This window comes from Weizmannia sp. FSL W8-0401 (assembly GCF_038009125.1).
GTDB classification, from domain to species: Bacteria; Bacillota; Bacilli; order Bacillales; family Bacillaceae_C; genus Weizmannia; species Weizmannia coagulans.
The window spans coordinates 2,374,581-2,392,375 of record NZ_JBBPAG010000001.1 but is presented as its reverse complement, the minus strand read 5'-3'; the positions used below and the strand labels follow the sequence as shown (position 1 = coordinate 2,392,375).

Here is a 17,795-nt window from a genome sequence, read left to right as displayed (position 1 = left end):
TTAAAAATGCTCTTCTCTTAAAATGGAATAGATTTTGATATCCCAATGTTTTCCTTTTCTATAAACGGCTTTGCGCAAAGTGCCTTCATAGGTCATGCCGGATTTTTCCATGACGCGGGCGGAAGCAATATTTTCTGCAAAACAGCGGGCCTGGATGCGGATCAGATACATGCGTTCAAACCCGAAAGCAATCAGCTTTTTAGCGGCTTCTGTCATGATGCCTTTTCCCCAGTACTCAGGAGAAAGGGCATAGCCAATCTCGGCTGTTCCTTCTTCCGGCTTCCACCATACAAAATCGACCGTCCCGATCAGCTTCCGTGTCTTTTTGTCTTCAATTCCCCAGGGGGCAATCCTGTGTTCGCGGTACTGGCCGAGCACAAAATTAATGAAATTTTTCGAATCGCGGACAGACCGGTGTGCATCCCATGTCACGTATTTTGATACTTCACTTCTTGATGCATAGGAAAATAAATCGAGCACGTCATCCCGCTTCAGCTTTCTTAAAACAAGCCGGTCCGTTTCAAGCAGCGGCAAGTTCCGGTATATGTCTTCGATTCTCACGTCTATCCCCCGCAGTTCTGATTGGTTTATTAAAAATGTATCATAAAATGGAAATTCTTCAATTGTTTATGTAAATTTCTTTCGTATAAAAAAAGAGCACGCTGAACGCTGCTCTTTTTTAACCCCGTTTTACCAAAAAAGGCTTACAATATGATAAATCGCACCGGACAAAACGGCTGAAATCGGAAGGGTAATGACCCAAGTGATCACCATTCTTTTTGCAGTATCCCACTTGACCCCTTTAATCCGGTGGGCCGAACCAACCCCGAGAATGGAGGAAGAAATGACATGGGTGGTGCTGACCGGCAAGTGGATAAATGTCGCGCCAAAAATGATGAAAGCTGAACTCAGGTCGGCTGCAACCCCGTTAATCGGCCGGATCTTCATAATATTGCCGCCAACCGTTTTAATGATCCGCCAGCCGCCGATCGAAGTGCCAAGCCCCATTGCCGCCGCACAACCGAACTGGACCCAGAACGGAATATGGTTATCAGCGATATAATGGTTGGCAATCAAAGCCATTGTGATAATCCCCATCGATTTCTGGGCATCGTTTGTCCCATGGGAGAAAGACTGGAGGGCGGCGGTGAAAATTTGAATCAGCCGGAAGTGCCGGTTTGTTTTTGCAAGCTTAAAATTCTGGAATGCAACTTTAAAAATGCTGTAAACCGTAAAACCGACCGTAAAAGCGAGGATCGGGGATAAAAGTAAGGCTTCGATAATGCTGATAAAACCACGGTATTCGATCACATGAAATCCTGACGAGGCGATCGCCGCGCCGGCAATGGATCCGATAATCGCATGGGAAGAACTGCTTGGAATGCCGAAATACCATGTAATCAAATTCCAAATAATCGCTGAAATCAATGAGGACAAAATGACAATCTGCCCGTTTGCAAGGGTGAACGGGTTCACAATACTTTCTGTAATCGTCTCTGCAACACCTGTAAATGAAATGGCGCCGAGAAAATTCATAAGCGCGGCCATTATAATCGCATGCCGGGGTTTTAATGCTTTTGTCGAAACGGCCGTTGCAATCGCGTTCGCCGTGTCATGGAATCCATTGATGAAATCGAATCCAAATGCAAAAATCACAATTAAGACAGTTAATACTAAAATGCTATCCATTCAGCAGACTCCTCACGCATTTTTCATGATAATCGTCTCTAAAATGTTTGCCACCGTCTGGCAGTAGTCGGCCACATCTTCCATCTTTTCATACAAATCTTTATATTTGATCAGGCGGATCGGATCTTTTTCGTTTTGAAAGAGGTGGATTAATGATTTTCTTAAAATTTCGTCACAATGGAATTCAAATTCTTTAATTTTAATGGCATGCGGGCGAATCTTGTCGAGTTTTTTCGAAAAAAGGATGTCGATTGCTTTTTCAATTTCTTCGGTACAGCGGCGGATCATTTCAACGAATTCGACCATAAAATCGTCTGCCTGGTAAATATTGTACAGTTCAAACAATCCGGAAACTTCTTCAATGCCGTCCAACACGTCATCGAGGCTGTTCGTCAGTGACAAAAGGTCTTCCCGTTCAATCGGGGTGATAAAGGCATCGTTCAGTTCCAGAATCATGTCATGGACGTAAGTATCCCCTGTCGTTTCATACTCTTTCATTTTTTCAGTAAAAATTTTTAAATCGTCTTTATTACGGATTTTATAGTCGGCAAAGTAATTGGTGGCTTCCCGGAGGTTGGTCGAAATATGGCCAAACAGCACTGTAAACTTGTCTTTCTTGTTTTTAAATACCATGTAAGAGCCCCCTCATATCCTTTTCATTATCAAACGTCTTTATTTTATCTGATTTCATGCGAAGATAAAAGAAGAATGTCGAAAATAAAATTTTGTATCCGGTTCCAATTTTCGACTTTCATCAAAAATCCGGAACAGGGTGCTTTTATTGGAGGAAAGTCCGGCCATGAGGCTTCAGCTTTTCCGGAAAAAATCCCATCCTTTTGGGGTGCAGGCCATGGTCACATTTACCATACTTTTTTCCTGTTTTCCTATGCTATGCTGTACTTAAATATTGCGCCGGCGATTTGGCTTACATATGGATTTTTTCACAAAGGGTGGGACTGCTGTGAAGATCGTTTATGCTGCTACGGAAGAACAGATGGATAAGATCGCGGAACTGGTCCGCCATATGTTTACGGAAGTATTTCCTGATTACTTTACGGATGAGGAGATCATCGCATTCCAGCGCGACAGGGTGCTTGCCCTGTCGGATGACCCAACAGAACAAATCGGCACTTTAAAAGCAGGGTATCAGATGATTGCCAGCCTGCAGACAATCATTTCTATTTTGGAAACGGAAGAGCATAAGCGGGACGAGCATTACGCCGGCCTGTTTGAATTTAATAAATTTACGCTTGAACAGTTTGGCTTGCACTTTCCTTTTTCGTTTTCCCATTTTCAGAAGAAGCATACGGATACGTTTAGCATGTTTAAAAAAGCAGCCAATCGCCTGCTTGTGTAAGAAATAATGCCCGGAAAACCGGGCATTATTTTTTTGGGGATTTTTACTTCGCAAGCACGCAGCCTTATTTTTTGACATGCGTTTTAAACCATTGGCGGAACTCCTGTTTTGAATGCTCTCCGACAATGCGTGCGGCTTCTTTGCCGTTTTTGTAATGGACGATCGTCGGTGTCGCTTTGATTTTGTAGTCATCCCAGCCGCTTTCAAATTCAGTCAGGTTAAATTCCTTCAAATCGATGCCCATATCTTTCGCGAGCGGTGATACAACAGGCGTAGTCCGTTTGCAATGCGGGCAGGTCGGCATGAAATAATAAACGGTGACCGCTTTGCCGGATTTTAAATCATGATTCAATTCTTTTGGCAAAATAATATTCTGGTAAAGGGGGTCATCCAGCTGGTCGCGCGTTTCCGCCGATAATTTGCCCACACTTTTTGCAGGTGCATACGGGTTGTTTTTCGCCTGCCTGGATTGCTTGTACTTTGTGATTCCGGCAATCCCGCCAAAAACAATGAGAACAATGGCCAAAAAAAGGATGATTTTTTTCATTATAATCCTCCAGTTGTGTTTAATGGGAAGCGCGAGCCTGCTTCCAAACGATGAGACTTGAAATAAAAATCAGCACAAACGCTGTGAGAGCCAAAAAGGGGATGGTGATAAAGCCGAACCAGTTGATGTATTCCGCCGTACAGGGGATGCGGCCGCATGCAGGAAGCCTGTCCGAAAAAAAGGCAAGTTTTTGCAGACAGTAATGGTAAAGTGACACACACATGCCGATTCCGGACAAAACAGCGGTATAAAGCGACATGCGGTAATCTTTCCTGGCAACGGCAATCCCGATCAAGACCGTCATCGGATACATGAGAATGCGCTGGTACCAGCACAGTTCACACGGTTCATACCCTTTAATTTCTGAAAAATAAAGACTGCCGAGCGTGGCAACCACCGAAACCGCCCAGGCAAAAAACCAAACCTCTTCCCTCCGTCCTCTACTCAACCCCTTACCTCCTTTTCATCAATCCCTTCCTTGTAAATTATAGTATCCAACCCAAAAAATGAAAAGCGGAGGCGACTGTTTAGCCCCGGCCGGCGAATGTTTCGGCCGGAATGAAGCCCCTACTTCATGACGGACGGATTATTCGACCCTAGGGGCTAGGAGCCACAGCTGGACAAAGAAAAGCGGAGGGCGTTTGCCCGTGGACGGTGCAATCACTTGTCGAATCAGCCCGGCAAGTTTACAATAAATGATGTCTATCGTTCTGACTTTTTGCATGATTATGCATTCAAGGGAGGGCCTCAAATGAAAATTGTTTGTTTCGGGGATAGTATTACAAGAGGTGTAACTTGTATAAAAGGAAGGCTCCGGATTTTAAAAGACAATTATCCCGCAGTGCTTCAGCAGTATTTTGGCGACAGCAGCACAGAGATTGTCAATAAAGGGGTGTTCAATGATAATTCCGACCTGCTTGTCCAGCGTCTCGGCAAAGATGTAATCGGCGAGCATCCCGATGTCGTGCTGATCTGTATTGGCGGTAATGACTGCAATTTCAAATGGAACGAAGTAGCAGAGAGACCAGATGATACGCATGTCCCGGTTGTGCCCCTTGAGCGTTATGCGGACAATATCAGGCATTTAGTCAAAAATGTAAAAGAACAGGGCATTACGCCCGTTTTGCTAACGCTGCCGCCGCTTGACCCGAAACGCTACTACCAGTCCATCAGCGCCCGCTTTGGGAAAAGCATCGGCCACTGGATTGGATTGTCGGGCGGCATTGAACACTGGCACGGCCAATATAACAGGTGCCTGAAAAAACTCATCAAACAGTTGAACGTCCCGGCCATTGATGTTCGGACAGCGATCAAAAAAGCCGGTGACCTGAAGGGCCTCATCAGTGATGATGGCATCCATTTAACAGCAGAAGGTTATAAAGTAATGGCGAAAAAAATTTATACGGACTTAACTGCACAATTTGCCGGGCAAAAAGCCGGGAGCGGAATTTAAGAAATACAAGCAGGCAGGAGGGGTTCCTGGCCGGCCGTTCCAGAGCGTCACAGATGCTGCCCACCCCTTGCACAAAACAAACCAACCATATTTGCGATCAAAAAGGCCGGTACCGGCCTTTTTGCAATGCTGTTAAAAATCATCTTGGTTTAAATGAATTTTTACCGTTTTGTAATATAAAGTTTGTATAATAGGAACCGCAGGGATTCCTGCATGAATATTGATTCATTTTGCCGTGCAGGGGGTATAGAAAACGGAAGGCGTCGACATCTCGGCACTTGCTGTACAACAGGAACGGAGGATGGCAGATGTCAGCAGCAAAAAGAAATTCGTATTTTGACAATGCAAAATTTATTCTGATTTATCTTGTCGTTCTCGGGCACCTGATCAGCCCGTTTAAAACCGAAGACAATTTCCTCTTTACGCTGTATACCGTCATTTTCCTGTTTCATATGCCGGCATTTATTCTTATTTCAGGTTATTTTTCAAAAGGATACCGAAACAAAGGACATATTTCAAAATCTTTTAAAAAGATTTTGGTTCCGTATTTCATTTTTCAATGTATTTATTCCGTTTATTATTACTATACAGGCGAAGAATCGCACCTGACGGTAAACTTTCTGGAACCGCACTGGACATTATGGTTTTTGCTGAGTTTGTTTTTTTGGAACCTTATGCTCCATTTGTTTGCCCGTTTCCACTTTTTCGGTCTTGCGGCTGCGGCAGCGCTTGGCATTGGGATTGGCTACTGGGATGAGGCCGGAAGTTTTCTGAGCCTCTCCCGCACATTCGTATTTTTTCCGTATTTTTTGCTCGGCTTTTTGCTGGAAGGAAGGCATTTGCAAAAAATTCGCAATATTCCTTACGCGCCGGCAGCTGGCATTTTGATTCTGTGTGCGGTTACGCTTGCAACCAGCCAATTTTTCCCGAAAGATGCCGTGCCGTGGCTCCTTGGCGATACTTCTTACGCAGGCATGGGGATGGAATACTGGTTTAGCGGGCTGATCCGGCTGGTACAATATGCTGTCACGCTGCTTGTTATTCTCGGGTTCTTCCTGTTAATTCCGAGCAAAGGGTACAAGTGGACAAAGATCGGCGAGCGCACGCTCTATGTGTATTTGCTGCACGGTTTTATCATAAAGACAATAGAAGCAGCCGCTTCCCCCAATGTGCTTGACTGGCTGGCGGGCAATTACCTGCTGCTGATTGTCTTTTCACTTGGCATCTGTTTATTTCTTGGCAGTTATTATATCCGGAAATTTACAAGGCCAATTATTGAGCTCCGGTTGTAGAAAAATAAAACATCTGAAAAGCGGCGGAAAATCAAATGGTTTTTCGCCGCTTTTTTACAGGCTGCCCCCAGGCATGAAACGGGGCCCGTGCCTTTTTACAAATATTTTCGTTGCACGCTTCTTCCGTCATAAGAGAAGACAATCGGCTTTTCTTCCACAACCGTTTCGAGGTGGACATTTCTGCCCCATAACTGGTAAAGGTAGGGCAGCACTTTTTCCAGGTATTTTAAATCAAGTTCAATGCCTTCATACCAGTGCTGAATATACAACTCCCCGTTTTTTCGGTAGTCTCCGTCCGTCACGGTTAAATAAGGGAACCCGCCGTTTACGCGCATATTGACAAGCTGGTCGCGTACATGCTCCCACTCTTTGTCCACCACTTTATAGTCCCGCCCCTGTTTTTGGAACAAGTACATATCTTCCCTTGTAGCCAGTTCTTTTGTCAAGTAATTGCGCAGAAATGAAATATCGCTTTCAATTTCGCGCACTTCGAATATTTTTTCACGCCCGGTCCCAGGCCGTACGCCCCGTTTTTTCATTTCTTCTGTCGGGTTGTTCCAGCGTTCTTCAATATCTTCAAAAATTTTGATCCCCAAATAATAGGGGTTGATGCCGGTTTTGGACGGCTGGACAACGCCTGCATTCAGTTTTGCATATTCAATTGCTTCATCTGTCGTCAAATCAAGTTCGCGCATGATCCGCTGATGCCAGAAAGAGGCCCACCCTTCATTCATGATTTTTGTCTCGAGTTGCGGCCAGAAATAGAGCATTTCTTCGCGGATCATGGTCATAATGTCACGCTGCCATTCCGTCAATTCCCGGCTGTATTGTTCAATAAAAAGGACAATATCTTTTTCCGGCTGCGGCGGAAACTTTCTGGTTTTTTTCGCCGCTTTCTGTTCTTGCTTTTTGTCATCAAGCGACCATAATTCATCATACGGCCCTTCTTTGCGTTTCGGTTCCTCATCCCATTCTTCCGCGTCTTCCATCGTCCAGTTTAATTTCGGCCGCATGAGCGACGGATCGATATGTTCTTCAATTGCCAGCACGGCATCAATAAATTGTTCCACTTCCTTTTTGCCGTATTTCAGCTCATATGCCCGGATTCTTTCCGCTGTTGCGGACATGCTCTCCACCATATCCCGCTTCGTATTTTGAAAGCGGACATTGTTTTTGAAAAAATCGCAATGCGCCAAAACATGCGCCACAATCAATTTATTTTGGACAAGCGTGTTGGAATCCAGCAAAAAGGCGTAGCACGGATCAGAATTAATGACAAGCTCATAAATTTTACTCAGCCCGAGATCATACTGTAACTTCATTTTGAAAAACTGCTTGCCGAAACTCCAGTGCGAAAATCTGGTCGGCATGCCGTAAGCGCCAAAAGTATAAATAATATCCGCCGGGCAGATTTCGTAGCGCATCGGGTAAAAATCAAGCCCGAAACCGGACGCGATTTCCGTTATCTCATCAATCGCATATTGCAGGCTTTCATGATCATGCATGAAATGTTCCTCCCCTTTAAAAGTCACCCTTTTTTCCAATGTATGAACGGAAGGGAAAAAACATGAGGACACGAAGAAGGATTTTTCGCATGATCCGCGAAATGAAAACATCCTGCGCACGAGCAGGCACCGCCATTTCCGGGACTGTGAGATCCAAATGATTCGTCCGGCTGCATGGAAGCTTGCCGCGGGCTGAAAACCGGAAAAATACGTTCCAAATGATAACAGCCTTTCGTTTCCCGCAAGGCAAGTTTTTCAACGCGCAAAATCAATAAAAACACATACAATAATGCTGACTCCTTTTATTAGGGTTTGCTTTTTAATAAAGCAAATGCACAAGAAAGGGGGAGCCGGGATGAATCCCATTGATTATGACCGCGCTTTATATTACACACACCGCTCGCAATGGGATAATTTGCTGATTTTGATGGTGCGGACGAAAGATGATTTTCTTTCCAAAAAAATTGAGCATGTTTTACATGCTTATCATTATTCGCATGATTATAACGTCATTGAAAGATGCCTGTTTGCATTGCACCGCTATATTGATCATGCCAACGAAATGGCGGACCGGAGCGGGGCGGCGGAACCGGGTTTTCTGTACCAAAGCGGGGGCCATGCCTGAAGAAGGCGCCTCCGCTTTTTTGCTTCCCCATTGTCCTAGTGCCCGGCTTCATTCCGGGCGGATGCGGGGTATTCAGCTGCCCTCATTTCAGCCAGCCTTTTTTGTAAAACCAGTAAGTCATGCCGACGCCGATCAGAAACATCACAATAAGAGTGACGAAATAGCCGTATTTCCATTCCAGTTCGGGCATATATTTGAAATTCATGCCGTACACCCCTGCAATAAAAGTCAAAGGCATAAAAATCGTGGTGAAAATGGTGAGAATCTTCATTACCCGGTTCGTTTGGTGCGAGTTTAAAGACAAATAACTGTCACGGATATCGGTCGTAAACTCACGATTAGACTCCACCATCCCGGATAGTTTTAGCAAATGGTCATGGATGTCATGGAAGTACGCGAGCTTTTTCTGAATGCCGGGAACCGAATGGGAATTCAGCATCCGGTAGACAAGATCCGTCATCGGCATAATTGTGTTCCTCAACACAAGCAAATCATGCCTTGTTGCATACAGGCTTGCAAGCAGTTCCTCCATCGATTCATTTTTTGAATTGTCTTCAATTTCATTCAGACGGTCTTCTATCTTATACAAATAAGGAAAATAATGATCAACAATCTTGTCCAGCACTTCATAAAGAATAATCGCAGGCCCCCATCTGCCCGGTTCATCCGTTTTTTTCAGTTTATCCCGCACTTCGCTGATTTCTTTTGACGGGAGATGGTGAAAGGTCACGGCAAAATGCTCCCCGAGAAACATGTTCAATTCTTCTTTCTGCAGCCTGTTGGGATTAAGGCTTTGGAACACAAAAAAGACATGGTCTTCGTAATCATTCAGTTTCGGCCGTTGCAGCTTATGCATACAGTCCTCGATGGCCAGCGGATGGAAACCGAGCGGATTGCGCAGTTTTAAAATTTCTTCTTCCGAAGGCTGGTCGAAATCAATCCAATACCATTTCCAGCCGCTCCCTTCCAATTCTTCAATGGAAGCCGGGGCTTTCAGTACATTTTCTTTTGTCATCGCCATAATATGTATCATAAACAGGCACATCCTTTTCACATGGGGTTTGCCAATCTTCCGTTTAGCATTATTTTACTATGCCGCAGACGGCCTTGCATTAAATCAAAATGAAAGGCGGTTCGCCCGTCCTTTTGCCGGGATAACGGGCGCAAAAAAGATGGGCATCCGCTGCGCCGAAAGCGGCAAGAACATAAACGTCACGGCCATTTATGCCGGGCCCGGCAGAAAAGCCAGCCGCAAAGACAGGCGCCCGTGCTGTTAAAACAAGAAAAAGCGAAAGGATGATGAAAAATGAAACCGGTGATCGGTATTACATGCAGCGCCAATCAAACTTCCCAGTATTTGGCCGATGACTACATCAAGGCTGTCCGCATGGCGGGCGGCGTCCCGGTATTGCTTCCGGCCGGCGGGGAAGAAGACATCCCTTTATTATTGTCCAAAACGGACGGAATCCTGCTTTCAGGGGGAGGGGATGTAGATCCATCCTGGTTCGGGGAAGAGCCGGTTCCGGGGCTCGGTGAAATTGAGCCCGGCCGCGACGCATTTGAGATTGCGCTATGCCGGTTTGTGGTCCAGGCGGATATGCCGCTTTTTGCTATTTGCAGGGGCATCCAGATTCTCGCTGTTGCATCCGGCGGGGATATGTTCCAGGATATTTATAGCCAGGGAAAACCCCCGCTATTACAGCACAAACAGCGGGCTGCCCGCTCCCATCTTTCCCATACGGTCCATGTTTTGCCGGGAAGTTTACTGGAAAAGTGGGCAAAAAGCGCAACAATTAAAGTGAACTCCTTCCATCACCAGGCAGTCCGGACCGTGAAAGCGCCGCTTGCGGTTTCCGGCCGTGCGCCTGACGGGATCATTGAAGCGGTGGAAAATCGCAACGCCCGTTTTATGCTTGGTGTCCAGTGGCACCCTGAAGCTTTGGCCACCATACAGGATCCTGTTTCCTTGAACCTTTTTTCCGCTTTTATCGCTTCCTGTAAAAACATTTAGTCCGCTTTATTGTAATCGCGCTTTCCTTATCGCTTTTTGCAAACCGGAAAAATTTGCAGGCTCTTGCTTAACTCCTGACTTCTGCCGGTGGCGGACAAGAAAAAAATAAAAGCGATTTCCATATTCCGAAAATATTACTATTGTAGAATTAAAATAAATATTGAATGCTATTGAATTTTTCGCCTATTTAGTATATAAATAAAAATATAAACACAACAGTATGCCCATTTTAAACATGAGAAGGTGTCTGCATATGGCAAAGTATGTACTCAAAAGGCTCGCCGCCATGGTTGTCACACTGTGGGTGATCACCACCTTGACTTTTATCATGATGCAGGCTATTCCGGGATCGCCTTTTAACCAGGAACGCAACACATCGGAAGCCGTGCAAAGAAATATGGAAACGCAATACCATCTGGATAAGCCGGTTTATATACAGTATTTGTATTATGTGAAATCCATTGTTTTATTTGATTACGGCCCGTCCATCAAACAGCCGTCCCAGACGGTAAACGATATGCTGGGAAGGGGGTTTCCGGTTTCATTTGAACTTGGCATGACAGCACTTCTGGTTGCGGTTTTATCCGGCATCGTGCTTGGCGTTTTTGCCGCTTTGAACCATAACGGCATCATCGACTATCTGGCGATGACCATTGCCGTGCTTGGCATCTCGATTCCGAACTTCATCCTGGCAACGATGTTAATCCAGGAGTTTGCGGTCAATCTGAAAATCCTGCCGGCTGCAACCTGGACATCCCCGGCGCATATGATCCTGCCAACTGCCGCCCTGGCCGTCAGCCCGATGGCCATTATCGCCCGCCTGACAAGGTCAAGCCTATTGGAAGTGCTGACGCAGGATTACATCAAAACCGCCCGTGCAAAAGGGCTTTCTCCAATAAAAATTATCATCAAACATGCCCTCAGAAATGCGCTGATGCCGGTGATTACCATTTTAGGGACATTGACGGCGAGCATTTTGACGGGAAGCTTTGTCATTGAAAAAATATTCTCCATTCCGGGCATGGGAAAGTATTTTGTCGAAAGCATCAATAATCGGGATTATCCTGTCATCATGGGGACAACCGTATTTTACAGCATTTTTTTGATTATCATGCTGTTTCTCGTTGATATTGCGTACGGCATTCTCGATCCGCGGATCAAGTTACATAAAAAGGAACAATGAGCACTGGTTCCGAAAAGAAGCAGCCCGGCTCTGCATAGAGATAGGGCATCAGGCCCCGGCTTTTCGTAACATCCGGCGCCAATGGCCTGCAAAATCATATTTAAAAAGAGCCATCGTCCCGATTCCGCAAAATCTGGTGCATAAAAATAGAGCAGTAAGGGGTGGACATCTTGCAAATAGCCAATCAGGATAAAGTGGATACCGTTTCAGAGATTCCGGATGAATGGTTTGTCCCGAAAAAGAAAGAAGCCGGAATGCAGGAAGCCGTTGTCAGGCCGGGCATATCGTACTGGCATGATGTATGGAACCGGCTTGCCAAAAATAAGCTGGCGATGCTCGGCCTTGTGGTGCTGATTCTTTTGATCATTATGGCCACAATCGGCCCGCTGATTGCGCCTGAGAGCGTGACGAAGCTGTCACTGACGAACCAGAATCTGCCGCCTTCCAAGGAGCATTGGTTCGGGACCGACCAGCTCGGGCGCGATATGTTTTCAAGAACATGGTATGGCGCGCGTATTTCACTGTTTGTCGGGTTTATGGCGGCCATCATTGAATTTTTCATTGGGGTGATATACGGCGGCATTGCGGGTTACAAAGGCGGTCGCATCGACCAGATGATGATGCGGATTATTGAAGTGCTGTACGGCCTTCCTTATCTGCTTGTTGTGATCCTGTTGATGGTTGTGATGGGGCCGGGGCTCGGCACGATTATTGTTGCGCTTACCGTAACGGGCTGGGTCGGTATGGCCAGAATTGTCCGCGGCCAGGTATTGCAGATTAAAAACTATGAATTTGTAATGGCCTCTAAAACGTTCGGCACCAAAACGTCACGGATTATTCGCAAACATCTGCTCCCCAATACAATGGGCCCAATTATTGTCCAGATGACGCTAACCGTGCCAAGTGCCATTTTCAGTGAAGCTTTCCTCAGTTTTTTAGGATTGGGGGTTCAGGCGCCGCATGCGAGCTGGGGCGTGATGGCGGATGACGGGTTGTCAGCGATTTTAACGGGCGAGTGGTGGCGCTTATTTTTCCCGGCGTTCTTTATTTCGCTGACGATGTTTGCGTTTAATGTGCTTGGCGACGGGCTGCAGGATGCGCTCGATCCGAAGCTGAGGAGGTGACGGAATTGAACAAGATTCTCGAAGTGGAAGACCTGCACGTTTCTTTTTCGACATACGGCGGAACGGTGCAGGCCGTGCGCGGGGTGAACTTTTATTTAAACAAAGGCGAGACGCTTGCCATTGTCGGTGAATCCGGATGCGGCAAAAGCGTGACATCGCAAGCGATCCTCAAGCTTCTTCCCAATACCAATGTGAAGAAGTTAAGCGGCTCGATCCGCTTTAAAGGCACGGATATTTTAAAATACAGCGAAAAGCAAATGCGGAAAATGCGCGGGGCGGAAATCTCCATGATCTTCCAGGATCCGATGACAGGGCTGAACCCGACCTTGTCCATCGGGAACCAGTTGCTCGAAGCGGTACAGGAGCATCAAAATCTTTCCCGCGAGGCAGCGAAAAAAACGGTCATTGAAATGTTGCACATGGTCGGCATTCCGGACCCGCACGAACGGTTAAAACAATATCCGCACCAGTTCAGCGGCGGAATGCGCCAGCGGATCATGATTGCGATGGCTTTGATTTGCAATCCGGAGATCATTATCGCGGACGAACCGACTACTGCTTTGGACGTCACCATTCAGGCACAGATTTTTGAACTGTTTAAGAAAATCCAGCGGGAGACGGGCGTATCCATCATTTTGATCACGCACGACCTCGGTGTTGTGGCCCAGGTTGCCGACCGGATTGCGGTGATGTATGCCGGTAAGATTGCCGAAACCGGCACAAGAGAAGAAATTTTTTATCATCCGGAACACCCTTATACAAAAGGGTTGCTAAACTCGGTTCCAAGGCTCGATATGGAAGAGGAAGAACTTATTCCGATTCCCGGCACGCCGCCGGATTTGTTTGCGCCGCCTCCCGGTTGCCCGTTTACGGCGAGATGCCCGATGGCAATGGAAGTATGCAGCCGTGTGGAGCCTTTTCGCGCGAAAAAATCAGCTTCCCATCAGGTTTACTGCTGGCTGCAGGACGAACGGGCCAAATTTGCGGTTTCAACTACGGGTGTACGCCTGTAGATGAAATAGAAAGCAGGCATTGACGGCGCCCGGATACTGCAAGGGGGACAAACGGGTCAGGGCTGCCCGCAATGCGGAAAAGAAAAGGGGGAAATGTATGAAGAAATTTTGGAGTATGGTTATCAGTTTTGCGCTTATTGCTTCGCTTGCTGCCTGTACGAGCCAGTCAAGCTCAAAAGACAGCCCGGGCGGAAGCAGCAAAGAAAAGGTATTAAATTTAAACAACGGGTCTGAGCCCACCTCATTTGACCCGCCAATCGGGTTCGATTCCGTTTCATGGAATGCACTGAACAATTTAATGGAAGGGCTTGTGCGCCTTGGCAAAGACAATAAGCCGCACCCTGCGATTGCAAAAAGCTGGGATGTCACAAATGGAGGCAAGACGTATACATTCCACCTCCGGGACAATGCAAAATGGTCAAACGGGGATCCGGTGACAGCGGGTGATTTTGAATATGCGTGGAAAAGAATGCTCGACCCGAAAACTGCTTCGCCTGCCGCATTTTTAGGATACTTTATTGCAGGCGGGGAGGCGTATAACACCGGAAAAGGATCAAAAGACGGCGTCAAAGTGAAAGCGGCCGATGACAAAACACTGGAAGTCACGTTAACCGGGCCGCAGTCCTATTTTCTGAACGTCATCGCAAATCCTGCTTTCTTCCCGATTAACGAGAAAGTGGCCGAAAAAAATCCGAAATGGTTTGCAGAAGCGAAAACGTATGTTTCAGACGGGCCATTTAAACTCACAGAATGGAAACACGATGACCATTTCATCATGGAAAAAAATGAAAACTATTGGGATGCCAAAAATGTAAAACTTGATAAAGTGAAATGGGCAGAGGTTGACGATCCGAACACTGAATATCAAATGTACCAAAACGGGGAACTGGATGTTTCAGATGTCCCGGCAGATATGGCAGCCCGGCTGTTTAAGGAAGGAAAAGTGAAAGTAGAGGATCAGGCCGGCACCTATTTTTACCGGTTTAATGTCAATAAAGAACCGTTCCAGAATAAAAATATCCGGAAAGCATTCGCAATGGCTATTGACCAGAAGCAAATTGTCAAATATGTCACGAAAAATGATGAAAAACCGGCTTACGGGTTTGTTTCTTACGGGTTTACCGAACCGGACGGCAGCGACTTCCGGAAAAAAGGCGGCAATTTGTATACTTCAAATGCAAAAGAAGCGAAAACCCTCCTGAAAAAAGGAATGCAGGAAGAGGGGTATACAAAACTGCCTGAGGTCACACTCACTTACAGCACGGACCCGGTCCATAAAAAAATTGCGGAAACAATCCAACAGATGCTAAAAGAAAACCTGGGCATCCATGTGAAGCTTGCCAATATGGAATGGAATGTCTTCCAGGCTGAGCAGAAAAAATTGAAATTCCAATTGTCCCGCAGTTCATTCCTGGCTGATTACGGGGATCCGATTAACTTCCTCGAAAGCTTCACAACCGGGCAAGCGATGAACAGGACAGGATGGAGCAATAAGCAATATGACCAATTGATCCAGCAAGCAAAAAATGAAACCAATGAAACGAAACGTTATGAGTTGATGCACGAGGCAGAAAAAATTCTCATTGACGACATGCCGATCTTCCCGCTCTATTTTTACAACCAGGTATTTTTGCAAAAAGATCATGTAACAGGCATCGTCCGCCATCCTGTCGGCTATCTTGAGCTGAAATGGGCCAATGTAAAATAATGCTCTGTTTTTGGCAGGGGGCTGTTTGCCCGGGAAAGCATTTGGTGGGCATTGTCAGCGGCCTGGCTGCCCGGACGAATGGAAAAGAATAGGCACTATCAGCGGGGAAACTCCCCGCCTGATAGTGCCAAAAATGGAAATCTGAGGGAAAGGGGGCGGAACATGGGAAAGCAGGTTTATTTGGTGGATACCCCTGTCGCCACCGTTTGGACTTCCGCACAATCGCCGGGTGCCGGAGACGAAGAAGCCCTCCGGAACCCGGCGAATATGAAGCAATGGCTCACCGGCCTTTCATTGGAACAGCGGCACGAACTTTGGCGGAAAAATAAAATCCAGACACAGGTGCTCTACGGCCGAAAAGTCATTGTCCATAAAACAGAGGGGAAGTGGGCGTATATTTCCGTTCCGGAACAGCCTTCCAGCAAACATCCGGACGGCTATCCCGGCTGGGTCCCCCGCTGCCAGCTGAGGCAGGGAGAAGAATGGCCGCAAGATACTGCTGTTTGTGCCATTAAAAAGCCATTTGCAATGCTCTATGATGAAAATCAACTCCCTTTATTTGAAGTGAGCTTTCAAACACGCTTTTCTGTAGTGGATGAAACAAAGGACCGGTTCGTTGTAAAAACGGTACGGGGGAAAACGGCATCGCTTAAAAAACAGGATGTGCAGTTGAAGGGGAGCAGTCCCGGCAGCCAGGGCAGGCATATGCTTGACGCCGGAAAAATGTTTCTCGGCCTCCCGTATTTATGGGGCGGCATGAGCGGATATGGATATGACTGCTCAGGATTTTCCTATACAATGGTGCTTGCTGCAACAGGCAGGGCCATTGCCCGTGATGCCCATGAACAGGCAAAAGGAGGAACGACCGTCCCGCTCGGAAGCATCGCACCCGGCGATCTTTTATTTTTTGCCCATGAGGAAGGAAAAGGCGCCATCCACCATGTCGGAATTTATGCGGGGGAGGGGAAGCTGCTCCACTCGCCGAAAACAGGCCGGCCTGTTGAACTGCTGGATATGGAAGGAACGATTTACGAAAAAGAACTATGCGGTGCGCGGCGTTACTGGATGTAAAGTCGCGCATAAGATGGGAATCCGCAACGCAACGGGTTGCGAAAGGAATGCAGCGCGGCGTTGGTGGCCGGGAGTATGCGGCAAACCGGCTGCAAAAGCAATACGGGTTGCGGCAGCCGGGTGAAGGGAGTGCGCCATGATGGAAAAACTGTTGGAAGTCAAGCATGTCAAAAAATACTTTGAGATTGGAAAGAAACAATTTTTAAAAGCAGTGGACGATCTTACTTTTGATATTTATAAAGGGGAAACGTTCGGGCTTGTCGGGGAATCGGGATGCGGAAAGTCGACGGCAGGGCGGCTGATGATGGGGATCTACACCCCAACCGAAGGGCAAATCCTTTATGGCGGAAAAGATATCCATGCACTGAATGAGCGGGAGCGTTTTCTGATGAAAAGAAATGTCCAAATGATTTTTCAGGATCCGTATGCTTCCCTGAATCCCCGTTCCACTGTCCGCGAGATCCTTGCTGAACCGCTTGAAGTCCATGGCATTTTTAAAAATAAACGGGAAGAGCTTGAAAGAATATATGAATTGCTCGAAGAAGTCGGGCTAAACAGAGAGCATGCAGGCCGGTACCCGCATGAATTCAGCGGGGGGCAGCGGCAGCGGATCGGGATTGCAAGGGCGCTCGCGCTTGACCCGGAGTTTGTGATTTGCGATGAGCCGATTTCCGCACTGGATGTTTCTGTCCAGGCCCAGGTTGTCAATGTATTGAAAAAACTGCAAAGGGAAAAAAATCTCACCTATTTGTTTATTGCCCATGATTTATCAATGGTAAAGCATATCAGCAACCGGATCGGCGTCATGTATCTCGGCCATCTTGTTGAATTGACGGAGAGCAAGAGCCTGTACCGCAAACCGCTGCATCCTTACACGGAAGCGTTGCTGTCGGCCATTCCGATTCCGGATCCGAAAATTGAAGATAAACGGGAAAGAATTATTTTAAAAGGGGAAATCCCAAGCCCGGTCACGCCGCCGAGCGGGTGCGTATTCCGGACAAGATGCCCGAAAGCAATGGACATATGTGCTCGTGTAAAACCGGAATGGCTGGAGATTGAAGACCGCCATTATGTCGCATGCCATCTTTACGATGGGAAGGGCAGTCCGGCAGCAACCGTTTCTTCCGGCGCAAATCAGGTTGGAAAAGTTTGATTGCTTGAAAAGGCATGCAGCTGCGGCAAGCCGGTGGAACAGCGGGCGGGCAATGGTATGTAGA

Annotated in this window: 18 protein-coding genes; 11 read left to right on the top strand and 7 right to left on the bottom strand. The window is 46.9% G+C overall.

Going from position 1 to position 17,795, the window contains the following annotated elements:
* The 3 genes from NSU00_RS11790 to NSU00_RS11780 form a co-directional block, all read right to left on the bottom strand.
* Positions 1-561, bottom strand: a complete 561-nt coding sequence (locus NSU00_RS11790; RefSeq protein WP_340702862.1) for a GNAT family N-acetyltransferase — start codon at positions 559-561, stop codon at positions 1-3.
* Between the two features lie 129 nt (positions 562-690).
* Entirely contained in the window at positions 691-1,689 is a 999-nt protein-coding gene (locus tag NSU00_RS11785; RefSeq protein WP_340702861.1) for an inorganic phosphate transporter, read from the bottom strand.
* 12 nt (positions 1,690-1,701) lie between these two features.
* A complete protein-coding gene (locus NSU00_RS11780; RefSeq protein ID WP_340703712.1) occupies positions 1,702-2,322 on the bottom strand; it encodes a DUF47 domain-containing protein in 621 nt (206 codons plus the stop codon).
* Positions 2,323-2,650: 328 nt separating this feature from the next.
* Between NSU00_RS11780 and NSU00_RS11775 the strand changes: the two genes are divergently transcribed.
* Entirely contained in the window at positions 2,651-3,046 is a 396-nt protein-coding gene (locus tag NSU00_RS11775; protein ID WP_029141326.1) for a YhcU family protein, read from the top strand.
* Positions 3,047-3,110: 64 nt separating this feature from the next.
* On the opposite strand, the gene NSU00_RS11770 is transcribed toward NSU00_RS11775, so the two are convergent.
* Entirely contained in the window at positions 3,111-3,593 is a 483-nt protein-coding gene (locus NSU00_RS11770; protein WP_237348414.1) for a thioredoxin family protein, read from the bottom strand.
* A 19-nt stretch (positions 3,594-3,612) separates the two neighbouring features.
* Positions 3,613-4,041, bottom strand: coding sequence for a disulfide oxidoreductase (locus tag NSU00_RS11765; protein ID WP_035184051.1), 429 nt, complete (start codon positions 4,039-4,041; stop codon positions 3,613-3,615).
* A gap of 303 nt (positions 4,042-4,344) precedes the next feature.
* On the opposite strand from NSU00_RS11765, the gene NSU00_RS11760 reads away from it, so the two are divergent.
* Both NSU00_RS11760 and NSU00_RS11755 read left to right on the top strand, forming a co-directional pair.
* A complete protein-coding gene (locus NSU00_RS11760) occupies positions 4,345-5,046 on the top strand; it encodes an SGNH/GDSL hydrolase family protein (protein WP_327076414.1) in 702 nt (233 codons plus the stop codon).
* Between the two features lie 308 nt (positions 5,047-5,354).
* Entirely contained in the window at positions 5,355-6,338 is a 984-nt protein-coding gene (locus NSU00_RS11755) for an acyltransferase family protein (RefSeq protein WP_340702859.1), read from the top strand.
* A 95-nt stretch (positions 6,339-6,433) separates the two neighbouring features.
* Here NSU00_RS11755 and NSU00_RS11750 read toward each other — a convergent pair whose 3' ends face one another.
* On the bottom strand, positions 6,434-7,843 hold the full coding sequence (locus NSU00_RS11750) for a SpoVR family protein (RefSeq protein ID WP_340702858.1): 1,410 nt from the start codon (positions 7,841-7,843) through the stop codon (positions 6,434-6,436).
* Between the two features lie 355 nt (positions 7,844-8,198).
* Here NSU00_RS11750 and NSU00_RS11745 point away from each other — a divergent pair, with 355 nt between their 5' ends.
* Positions 8,199-8,468: a YhdB family protein gene (locus tag NSU00_RS11745; RefSeq protein WP_013860210.1), complete on the top strand. Its 270-nt coding sequence runs from the start codon at positions 8,199-8,201 to the stop codon at positions 8,466-8,468.
* 82 nt (positions 8,469-8,550) lie between these two features.
* On the opposite strand, the gene corA is transcribed toward NSU00_RS11745, so the two are convergent.
* Positions 8,551-9,501, bottom strand: coding sequence for a magnesium/cobalt transporter CorA (gene corA / locus NSU00_RS11740; protein WP_017553687.1), 951 nt, complete (start codon positions 9,499-9,501; stop codon positions 8,551-8,553).
* A 273-nt stretch (positions 9,502-9,774) separates the two neighbouring features.
* Here corA and NSU00_RS11735 point away from each other — a divergent pair, with 273 nt between their 5' ends.
* From NSU00_RS11735 to NSU00_RS11705, 7 genes are all read left to right on the top strand, one after another.
* Positions 9,775-10,479, top strand: a complete 705-nt coding sequence (locus NSU00_RS11735) for a gamma-glutamyl-gamma-aminobutyrate hydrolase family protein (protein WP_019721259.1) — start codon at positions 9,775-9,777, stop codon at positions 10,477-10,479.
* Between the two features lie 253 nt (positions 10,480-10,732).
* Positions 10,733-11,662, top strand: coding sequence for an ABC transporter permease (locus tag NSU00_RS11730; RefSeq protein ID WP_029142223.1), 930 nt, complete (start codon positions 10,733-10,735; stop codon positions 11,660-11,662).
* 170 nt (positions 11,663-11,832) lie between these two features.
* Complete coding sequence (locus NSU00_RS11725) at positions 11,833-12,786, top strand: ABC transporter permease (RefSeq protein ID WP_302469445.1); 954 nt, start codon at positions 11,833-11,835, stop codon at positions 12,784-12,786.
* 5 nt (positions 12,787-12,791) lie between these two features.
* Entirely contained in the window at positions 12,792-13,799 is a 1,008-nt protein-coding gene (locus tag NSU00_RS11720) for an ABC transporter ATP-binding protein (RefSeq protein ID WP_017553692.1), read from the top strand.
* 97 nt (positions 13,800-13,896) lie between these two features.
* A complete protein-coding gene (locus tag NSU00_RS11715) occupies positions 13,897-15,507 on the top strand; it encodes a peptide ABC transporter substrate-binding protein (RefSeq protein ID WP_013860204.1) in 1,611 nt (536 codons plus the stop codon).
* Between the two features lie 162 nt (positions 15,508-15,669).
* A complete protein-coding gene (locus NSU00_RS11710) occupies positions 15,670-16,578 on the top strand; it encodes a C40 family peptidase (protein ID WP_118498937.1) in 909 nt (302 codons plus the stop codon).
* Positions 16,579-16,714: 136 nt separating this feature from the next.
* On the top strand, positions 16,715-17,731 hold the full coding sequence (locus tag NSU00_RS11705; RefSeq protein WP_061566471.1) for an ABC transporter ATP-binding protein: 1,017 nt from the start codon (positions 16,715-16,717) through the stop codon (positions 17,729-17,731).
* The last annotated feature ends 64 nt before the right edge of the window (positions 17,732-17,795 follow it).

Coding starts and splice junctions, on each gene's coding strand:
- NSU00_RS11785 (WP_340702861.1), bottom strand. CDS start 1,689: ATGGATAGCATTTTAGTATTAACTGTCTTAATTGTGATTTTTGCATTT.
- NSU00_RS11780 (WP_340703712.1), bottom strand. CDS start 2,322: ATGGTATTTAAAAACAAGAAAGACAAGTTTACAGTGCTGTTTGGCCAT.
- NSU00_RS11770 (WP_237348414.1), bottom strand. CDS start 3,593: ATGAAAAAAATCATCCTTTTTTTGGCCATTGTTCTCATTGTTTTTGGC.
- NSU00_RS11760 (WP_327076414.1), top strand. CDS start 4,345: ATGAAAATTGTTTGTTTCGGGGATAGTATTACAAGAGGTGTAACTTGT.
- NSU00_RS11755 (WP_340702859.1), top strand. CDS start 5,355: ATGTCAGCAGCAAAAAGAAATTCGTATTTTGACAATGCAAAATTTATT.
- NSU00_RS11750 (WP_340702858.1), bottom strand. CDS start 7,843: ATGCATGATCATGAAAGCCTGCAATATGCGATTGATGAGATAACGGAA.
- NSU00_RS11745 (WP_013860210.1), top strand. CDS start 8,199: ATGAATCCCATTGATTATGACCGCGCTTTATATTACACACACCGCTCG.
- corA (WP_017553687.1), bottom strand. CDS start 9,501: ATGATACATATTATGGCGATGACAAAAGAAAATGTACTGAAAGCCCCG.
- NSU00_RS11735 (WP_019721259.1), top strand. CDS start 9,775: ATGAAACCGGTGATCGGTATTACATGCAGCGCCAATCAAACTTCCCAG.
- NSU00_RS11730 (WP_029142223.1), top strand. CDS start 10,733: ATGGCAAAGTATGTACTCAAAAGGCTCGCCGCCATGGTTGTCACACTG.
- NSU00_RS11715 (WP_013860204.1), top strand. CDS start 13,897: ATGAAGAAATTTTGGAGTATGGTTATCAGTTTTGCGCTTATTGCTTCG.
- NSU00_RS11710 (WP_118498937.1), top strand. CDS start 15,670: ATGGGAAAGCAGGTTTATTTGGTGGATACCCCTGTCGCCACCGTTTGG.
- NSU00_RS11705 (WP_061566471.1), top strand. CDS start 16,715: ATGATGGAAAAACTGTTGGAAGTCAAGCATGTCAAAAAATACTTTGAG.